Below are 2401 nucleotides of genomic sequence, written 5' to 3' on the forward strand. Positions count from 1 at the left end.
CGATAGAATTCTTTGCAAATTACCGAGCTCAGGAATGGTGATTTCCTCGGTCATTTCTTCTTTGCCAAGCGCATTTCGTGGATTGGGTTTTAATTTCACAGCTGTCTGTTTTACTTTGCCGTTTGAAGGCAATAATGTGTTTCAAATTAGGCATTTTGGCGTAATTTGCTAGCGAAAGTGAAGCAGCTAACTAGGCGTTTAAGACGGATTCCCAACGCTTGGGAGTTTCGACTCTAGGTTGAGTTTTGTGTTTAAGGCGCAATGGTTTAGGATTGTGGTCGCGTTGCTCACCACTTAACGCAGCGTTATGTGTTGGATGAGTTTTTGAGGTTACTTCTACGATTTCATTGAGAATTCGTTCTGTATTTTCGGCAAGTTGGCTTGGTCGAAATGAATTCTTGAACAACCTGAGATTGATCGTTTTTAAGTTTCTTGGGTTGCCTCAATTAAGTTTTGGATCTGGTTTGTGTTGAGTTTAGTCAGTTTCAAATCGCTTTAATTGAAATGTCTTTTTGACTGATTTGCTTGCTGACATTCAGCTCTGAAAGTCTGGTGAAGCAAAAGGTTTTGTTGTGGCTGAAAGGGCGCTTTCTTTGTTGTTGATTCTGTAAGTGGCTCTCTTTGGCTAAGATCGCTGTGAAATTTATGGTTTGGTCAGCATCGCTTTTGTACGTAACTTATTCAAATTTCTTCATTTCTACGGTGGTTTACTTTGAATTCACGGTAAAATTCACATAACAAGCAATTCAAGTGGATTCTCAACGCATGGCAGTTTTACTATGCGTCAGGTAAAGTGTTTTACGGTGCAATGCAGCGGCTTGGTCAGTGCGTTGTTCACCACTTAATTGGGCGTTAGCTGGGGTTAAGAAAAACGGTGAATTTAGGGTGGAAAGGCTTTGGGTTTTCTAGCTACACACCGGACAAATCTCAGTTTCTCAACTATCTCGCCAGTGGCACTTTTCGGGAAGTGTTTGAACTTAACGAAGTCTGCTTACGGGAAATGTTGTGTTTGTTAAGTTCGTTGGCATGGTTTCTTTGTTGCTTCAATTCATGAATGACTAAATGTGTTTCGTGTGCTTTGTCGTTGGTTTTTTCGATAGAATTCTTTGTAAATTACCGAGCTCAGGAATGGTGATTTTTTCGGTCATTTCTTCTTTGCCAAGCGCATTTCGTGGATTGGGTTTTAATTTCACAGCTGTCTGTTTTACTTTGCCCTTTGAAAGCAATAATGTGTTTCAAATTAGGCACTTTGGCGTAATTTGCTAGCGAAAGTGCAGCAGCTAACTAGGCGTTTAAGACGGATTCCCAACGCTTGGGAGTTTCGGCTCTATGTTGAGTGTTGTGTTTAAGGCGCAATGGTTTAGGATTGTGGTCGCGTTGCTCACCACTTAACGCAGCGTTATAAATACCATCTACTTTTGAGTCTGGTGGTTCTTGGAAGAATACATATTCGAATGTGAGGGAGAGTACATTGAAGTTTTGGTTTGTAGGCGAAGCTATATGTTTGGTCTTTTATATCTACGTTTTTTCAGAGATTAACTATGATGTAACCCATAATTTTCTTTACTCTGCTGTAGTAATGCTTGTATCTGCAGTCATTGTCTATTTAATGTTTGTTGTGAAATTTATTAGGGTACAGTCTCGAAATCAGACTCCGGTTGAAAGCAGTACATTCAAACAATATGGGCCTAAGAAAAACCGTTGGTATGAAAAATACTCGAAGTCAACAGTTGCTTTCTTATTATGGGTAGCAACAACTTTCTTACTTTCGACGATTGATCAAAGTATTGAGCTAGATAAAAGAGTGACTACTGGGCTGAGCATACTTGAGTCAAAGTCAACGACTATTGGAAGATCTCGGGCAGCGTTAGTAGTGGTTTCTGATGACGGGAAAAGCATAACTTGTCGGGGATATTACAACCACATTATTGAGAAAAATCTGCCCGCTACAGTTAGCCTTATATATTCTAAGACACTAATTGGCTTCGAGAAGATCAACTGCCAACTACATTTAGACAAAGAGTAATTCTCTGTGTGGTGAGAATTTAAGCGGGATGCTTGTAAGCAATGTATTTATAACAAAGCGTTTAAGATGGATTCCCAACGCTCGGCATTTTCAGTTTGATTCAGCTTTAGTGTCTACGGCACAATGGTTTAGGTACGGTGGCGTGCGTTGCTCACCACTTAACGCGGCGTTATGTGTTTGATGAGTTTTTGAGGTTAATTCTACGATTTTATTGAGAATTCGCTCCGTGTTTTCGGCAAGTTGGCTTGGTCGAAATGGATTCTTGAACAATCTGAGATTGATCGTTTTCAAGGTTCTTGGGTTGCCTCAATTAAGTTTTGGATCTGGTTTGTGTTGAGTTTTATCGGTTTCAAATCGCTTCAATTGAAATGCATT

General features: G+C 40.0%; 2 protein-coding genes. One reads left to right on the plus strand and one right to left on the minus strand.

From position 1 onward, the window contains the following. Positions 1 to 1058 precede the first annotated feature (1058 nt). The gene (locus tag AACW06_RS19165) at positions 1059 to 1193 is read right to left on the minus strand and encodes a hypothetical protein (protein ID WP_301002687.1); all 135 of its coding nucleotides are present in this window, start codon (positions 1191 to 1193) and stop codon (positions 1059 to 1061) included. 278 nt (positions 1194 to 1471) lie between these two features. Between AACW06_RS19165 and AACW06_RS19170 the strand changes: the two genes are divergently transcribed. Beyond that, positions 1472 to 2026: a hypothetical protein gene (locus AACW06_RS19170; RefSeq protein ID WP_192076282.1), complete on the plus strand. Its 555-nt coding sequence runs from the start codon at positions 1472 to 1474 to the stop codon at positions 2024 to 2026. The last annotated feature ends 375 nt before the right edge of the window (positions 2027 to 2401 follow it).

This window comes from Vibrio sp. S12_S33 (assembly GCF_963889785.1).
Lineage (GTDB): Bacteria > Pseudomonadota > Gammaproteobacteria > Enterobacterales > Vibrionaceae > Vibrio > Vibrio aestuarianus.